Raw genomic sequence first — 6236 nt, 5'->3', positions numbered from 1 at the left:
TTTAAGACAAAAAGTATGAATAATTCAGGTTCTTAACTCACAGTATATAGGAGCTACCTTAATCAAAACTTAAATATTTTGTTTACTGTCTGGAAAAGATGAAAACAACGCAAAAACATGAGCCAAATTCATAGTGAAAGTGAATTTGACTCATGTTCTATAAAATTCTATTTTTTTCTGCCTGTAAAAGCATTTTTCTCTTTAAGTGTTTTCGGCGTCGTCCATTAATAATGAGCAACTTTTAAATAGTTTTGTTGGCTTTTTTGGGAAAAACCACTTGTTTCTGAAACGATATAAAGTGGACGTTTGCGTGAAGCTTGGAATGTTTTGTAGATATAGATCCCTAATAAACCCATTCCGATCAATGAAAGGCCGACTAGTCCAAATAACGTACATATCAAAAACTTTAATTCAGTGAATCCGATGATCAGTGATGTCAACAGGTAGATCCCTGAGAAACATAACGAGAGTCCGCCAGTCCAGATCAGTAATTTTAGTGGGAAATCTGAGAAGGATGTGATCCCGCTTAACGCCAAATTGATCATCTTTTTTAAGGGATATTTTGACGAACCTGCAAAACGTTCTTGCCGTTCATACTCGACGGAAGTTTGTTTAAAACCGACCCAACTAACTAAGCCGCGGACAAATGGATCAGTTTCATTCATTTTTCTCAGCTCATTGACTACACGACGATCCATTAAACGAAAGTCGCCGGTATCGACAGGAATGTTGATACTTGTCACCCGTTGTAATAAACGGTAAAAGACTGCAGCCGATGTTTTTTTAAACCACGATTCTCCTTCGCGACTTTTGCGCTTGCCATAAACTACTTGTGCTCCATCCTGCCATTCTTTTATCATCGCCGGTATCACGGCTGGCGGATCTTGGAGGTCTGCATCCATAACTACTACAGCGTCTCCCATCGTGTATCTGATCCCCGCTGAGATGGCCAGTTGATGACCAAAATTACGCGAGAACTCAATGAGTTTAATGTTCAAAAACTTTTGCTGCATTGATTTGATCAAAGCAACACTTGAATCTAGCGAACCATCATCAATAAAGATCAACTCAAAATCTTGGGGTTGCTTTTCAATAAAATGTTCTAAAACTTCAATGGTTTTTACGATCCCTTCTTCTTCGTTATAAACAGGTAAGACTATTGAAATTAGATTTCGCATTAGAATTTCTCCCTTCTCTATCACACATGGAATACGAAAGTTATTTAATAAATCGAACTCAAATCATAAAGTACGCCGCTTTGCATTCCACCCATGCCCATTTGTCCGGTTCCTTTTTTGAGCGAACCCTTTTTTATTTTTTTAGTGGAACGTTTCGTAGGTTTCTTACCAGGTTTTTGTCCTTTTTTCATACCAGAGCTATTTGGCTGCATTCCTTGTTTGTTCATACCGCCGGGTTGACCTTGACGACCAGGTGCTTGGTTACCAAGTGAATTAGGTGCACCGCCCATTTTGGGGGTCCCATTTTTAGGGTTAGTATTTTTTGACAAGGAGCTGGTCGTTGAGCTTGTGGTTCCGCCGTATTTATTAGCAGCTACTTTAGTGCCATTTTTCTTGATCCACTGAAGTATTTTGCCGATTTGACCTGATGAAGCTGAGGCGGTTTTGCCACTAATATAAAAGTATTTGATTTGTCCCGTTTTGACCAAATGTTTGAACTGTTTAAGCGTCAGAGCCTCATCAGTCCCGTTATATCCCCCTAGGGCCATCACAGCTTTGCCGCTCTTGATAATATATGGAGCTGCGCTGTTTGAATCATTAGTGCCCATCAAGTATTTAGCTTTGCCCTGATGTTTTTGCAAATAACTTAAAAATTTCTTGTTGACGTTTGAATCTCCCATGCCTCCGCCAGCTCCTCCGTTACCGCTCAATAGGTCCGGACCGGCAGAAGGGATCGCTGAAGATTCGGCTGCTAGCGTTGGGGTCAGTGACCACCAGCCTGGACTCAAAAGGATGGTAGTGATGCCGCCGATAACTGCCATTTTTTTAGTCAAATGATCGTGGACTAAGACTAATGCGCTGGCTAAAGCAATGCCTAAGGCGAGCAGAAAGTAAGTCAGCCATGGATAGTAGCTGTAAACATACCATGCTTGTAAAGCCGTTGTTGCAAGTAACGCAAGCGGCAGCAAATAAAATTTCCAGTTTGTTCGTGGTAAAGAACGGTTCATTTCGATCAGAACCTTACCGCCTATCCCGAATAAACCTGCGATCGCTGGTGCCAGCATGATCATATAATAGGGATGGAAGAAACTAGCAATTGAGAAGAATCCATAAACAGGGACTAGCCAGCCCACCCACAACAAAGTTTGTTTTTGTTGTTGGGTAAGCTGATACCATTTTTTCTTTTTGTCACGATAGTAAATCATTCCGCCGAATAAACCGAAGAGAGCAAATGGTAATAACCATGCAATTTGTGGTCCCAAGTCAGACTGGAAGATCCGCAACGGTCCGGCTGTTCCGATGGCGAATGCACCACCACCACCGCCAGTTTTACCGCCAGCTCTCGTGCCGCCAGGGCCACCTGTTTGGGCTTGTGGTCCTTTCATGGAATTACCTGGTTTTTTACCAGCAGCCTGCAGGCCTTTTTTATTTCCCGTTGGCCGCTGGCCCATAGCTTGTTTGTTATTTTTCGTGCCGCCACCTGGGACCTGACCTTTTTTCTTACTGTTCATTCCTTGTCCAAATGATCTGCCGGTCCCAGTGGTTTGTCCTAGCAAACGTTCGGAACCGTTGTAACCAAAAGCTAGTTCTAAAACTGAGTTGTGTTCTGACCCACCGACATAAGGCCGGTTGCTGGAGTTGGTCAGATCGACCGATAAAGGCCACGCGAGTGTGAAGACTGCTAGGGCGATTGTGCCGTACGTTAGCTTCTTTAGTTTTTGCTTCCAATTTTCCCGAGCTGCTAACCAATAAAATAAATACATCGCTGGTAAGATCATAAATGCTTGAAGCATTTTGACATTAAAGGCTACGCCAACTAGCGCGAAACTTCCCATGACCCACCACGGTTTTTTACTGATCACGGCTTTTTCTAAAAAGAATAAAGCCAGCAGTAAGAAGAAAATTAAAGTCGCGTCCATATTGTTTGTCCGTGAATCTGCGACAACGATCGGTGTTAAAGTCATTGCTAAAGCAGCCAAACGACCGGCAAGTTTGCCAAAATAAGGCTTGATCAAGCAATACATTAAGTAGACCGAAGCGACTCCGAATAAAACAGATGGTAAAACAACGCTCCACCCATGAACGCCAAAGATTTTAGCGCTGATCGCCATGAACCATAAAGCAACGGGCGGTTTATCGACTGTGATATATCCTGCCGGATCAAAACTGGCATACCAAAAATTTTTAAAACTTTGAGTCATACTGGTGATCGCTGCTGTATAAAATGAATTGGCGGACCCAGCCTGCCAGATCGCCCAGCCGTATAAGAATAATGCCAAAAGTAAAATTACTAGCAGGTAAGGATCAAAGTCCCACCTTCGTTTTTTTTGTTCTGTTACCGTTAAATCTTCTTTTTTTTGTTTCAGACATATGCCATTCCTCTTTTCGATTAATTAAGCTTGGATCGTTTTACTGCTTTTTTTAAAGACCCAGAACTTGCTGAGCAAGAAATTAGTGGGGGTCGTAATTAGTAAACAAAAAAGCGGGATCAACTCTGCTTGAAAGTTCCACCAGTTGGAAGCGACAAACGTTAGGCCTACACTAAGTAACCAGGTTAGACCGTAAGTGGCATAGAATCTGAGAACTAACCAGAAGTTGGGTGAATTAGCCTTAAAGACCCAGTGATCATTGAATAATAAGCCCAACAATGAAGTGATGCCATAACCGCTTGCCATTGCAAAGGTGTTTCCAGTTGACTGGTAGAGTAATAGATAAATAAGATAAGTGAGAAAAGTGTTGATACCGCCGATCATACAAAATTTTATTAATTGCCCTAAATTTTGTTTCATTATGCTACCTCCTTCGATCTTCTAGTGTGCTTTCAACTGAACAAAATTGAGTTTAGCGGACTTTTCTTAAACGTGGCTTAAAAAAAGCAAATTAAGTTTTACAAATTTGGGTTAATGTGGACTTTTAATAAAAAGTGGCATACTGTTAAGCATTAGAAAGTACGATAAATTCGAGATCAACGGGGGTAAAACAGCATGAATACTTTAAAAGTACTGATTGTTGAAGATGATGAGTCTTTGGCAAAAGGGATCCAACGTTTTTTAAATGAATCAGTTGAAACGGTTATTGCCACTGATGGGTTAGAGGGACAAATGTTGGGAGAGGAAAAAATATTTGATTTGGTGATCCTAGACTTAATGCTGCCAACGGTTGGCGGGTATGATATTTTAAAGAAGTGGCGCACCGAAGATAAGCTGGACATGCCAGTTCTAGTTCTGACTGCCAAGGACACTTTGCCTGATAAATTACAGGGCTTTCAGCTAGGAGCGGATGACTACTTAACCAAACCATTTCACCGTGAAGAATTGTTGATGAGGATCAAGGCGTTGTTAAAAATGGCAGGTCGGATAGGCAGTGACAATGTGCTTAAGGTTAGTTTTTTTGAAGCAGATACTAGTAAAAGAACTGTTTTGGTCAAAGGGCAGCCTGTGAATTTAGTCGGCAGGGAATATGATCTGTTAGTTTATTTATTACAGAACCCAGAAACAATTTTGACTAAGGAACAGATCTTTGACCGCATCTGGGGTTTTGACTCAGAAACAGCCTTGTCTGTGGTAGAGGTTTATATCAGCAATTTAAGAAAGAAGATCGAGCTAATTGCCGGGACACAGCCGATCAAGACTCTGCGCAATGTTGGGTATATGTTTGAATTAGAGGGTGAGTGATGTATTTGAAAAAAATAAAACCACGGACTTTTGAAAATAAACAACGTTGGGGACTATTCTTCAAGATCTTGCTTAGTTTTGCGATTTTATTTCTAGTGTTAGGCGGTGTGATTTATTTTTTCTTTCAACGGTCAATTTACCAAAATATCGATAGTGGTTTGAATAACCAAAAAAGACAAATCATGACGGATAAAAAAGCCCCGCAATTTCGCCGGACGCAACCAGGAAGAAGACCGCAAAGGGAACAGGCGCCTCCTGCGAATACCGCACAGTTTCGGACCATGACCGTTGTTTATAATAAAAAAGGTCAAGTGATCAACAGTAATGAATTCTTGAATGGTTTGACAATTTTCACTAAGATCCCGCTGGAAAAAAGCAAGGTCAATAAAAAAGAGACCATGACCCTTTATACTGGAAATACACAAACTTCGAACCATTATTTTCGCAAATTGTTAGTTAAGGTTCCCAAAGAAAATGCGAATACCATGTATGCTGGCAGATATGTTTTACTTTTAGAAAACATTGACTCGGAATTGCTGGCGATCAATAGTTTTCGGAAGTCTTTAATGGTAACTTTGGCATCTTTTTGGATCTTGGCCATTGCCATTGCTATTATCTTTCACGGCAAAATATGAAACCGATCTTGCGTTCCTGGAAACGCCAGCAGGAATTTAGCAGCAATGCAGCCCATGAATTACGGACCCCACTAACGGTCATTCAAAATCAAATGGAGTTTTTGCTGACGAAACCGCGTGATCAAGTGATGGATCATGCAGTCGAAGTTTCAACCACTTTAGATGAAGTAAAACACATGAAAGTTTTGAGCAGTCAACTGCTGACGTTGGCCCGTTCAGATTCTGGTATGATTCAAATCAACAAACAAGAAGTAGATATTGAACCGTGGTTAAATAAGGTTATTCAACCTTTTGGCGAGATCGCAGACAGTCAAAATAAAGTCTTGAATACCAACTTGTTGGCCCAGGGACGAGTGAATTTTGATGCGGATCTGGTCCGTCAGCTGCTAGTGATATTATTGGACAATGCGTTAAAGTATACTCCTTCTGGCGGGAGCATCAATGTCTCAGCCAAAGTAAACAAAAAGAATCTAGTGTTTGAAATTTTGGATACTGGCCGAGGTATCGACGACCCTGAAAAAGAAAAGATCTTTGATCGTTTTTATAGAACTGATAAGTCACGTAATTCTAAAACAGGCGGAAATGGCCTAGGTTTGTCGATCGCCAAGTGGATCGTGGATGAACATCATGGCAAGATCAGCGTTCATGATAACTATCCAACCGGTACGATTTTTAAGGTTGTGTTGCCGGAGTAATTGAAACGACATTCCAGGTTGATTTAACTAGGGACTGTCTGAAAACTAAAAATT

Annotated in this window: 6 protein-coding genes; 3 read left to right on the top strand and 3 right to left on the bottom strand. The window is 41.1% G+C overall.

What is annotated here, in order from left to right:
* Nucleotides 1–224 precede the first annotated feature (224 nt).
* The 3 genes from FC65_RS08120 to FC65_RS08110 all read right to left on the bottom strand — a co-directional run bounded on the left by FC65_RS08120 (nucleotide 225) and on the right by FC65_RS08110 (nucleotide 3967).
* Nucleotides 225–1178 (bottom strand): glycosyltransferase family 2 protein, encoded by a 954-nt coding sequence (locus FC65_RS08120; RefSeq protein ID WP_056972266.1) that lies wholly within the window; start codon nucleotides 1176–1178, stop codon nucleotides 225–227.
* 44 nt (nucleotides 1179–1222) lie between these two features.
* On the bottom strand, nucleotides 1223–3457 hold the full coding sequence (locus FC65_RS08115) for a glycosyltransferase family 39 protein (RefSeq protein WP_235803107.1): 2235 nt from the start codon (nucleotides 3455–3457) through the stop codon (nucleotides 1223–1225).
* Between the two features lie 114 nt (nucleotides 3458–3571).
* A complete protein-coding gene (locus tag FC65_RS08110; protein WP_056972264.1) occupies nucleotides 3572–3967 on the bottom strand; it encodes a GtrA family protein in 396 nt (131 codons plus the stop codon).
* A gap of 195 nt (nucleotides 3968–4162) precedes the next feature.
* Here FC65_RS08110 and FC65_RS08105 point away from each other — a divergent pair, with 195 nt between their 5' ends.
* From FC65_RS08105 to FC65_RS12835, 3 genes are read left to right on the top strand one after another with little or no spacing between them, the layout of a single operon-like run.
* On the top strand, nucleotides 4163–4852 hold the full coding sequence (locus tag FC65_RS08105) for a response regulator transcription factor (RefSeq protein WP_056972263.1): 690 nt from the start codon (nucleotides 4163–4165) through the stop codon (nucleotides 4850–4852).
* A 5-nt stretch (nucleotides 4853–4857) separates the two neighbouring features.
* Nucleotides 4858–5487 (top strand): hypothetical protein, encoded by a 630-nt coding sequence (locus FC65_RS12840; RefSeq protein ID WP_338088183.1) that lies wholly within the window; start codon nucleotides 4858–4860, stop codon nucleotides 5485–5487.
* Nucleotides 5484–6182 (top strand): sensor histidine kinase, encoded by a 699-nt coding sequence (locus FC65_RS12835; protein WP_338088182.1) that lies wholly within the window; start codon nucleotides 5484–5486, stop codon nucleotides 6180–6182. Before FC65_RS12840 ends, FC65_RS12835 begins: the two co-directional genes overlap by 4 nt.
* The last annotated feature ends 54 nt before the right edge of the window (nucleotides 6183–6236 follow it).

This window comes from Ligilactobacillus acidipiscis DSM 15836 (assembly GCF_001435755.1).
GTDB classification, from domain to species: domain Bacteria; phylum Bacillota; class Bacilli; order Lactobacillales; family Lactobacillaceae; genus Ligilactobacillus; species Ligilactobacillus acidipiscis.
Note: the sequence above shows the minus strand (reverse complement) of the source record. Positions and strands in the feature narration are given on the sequence as shown.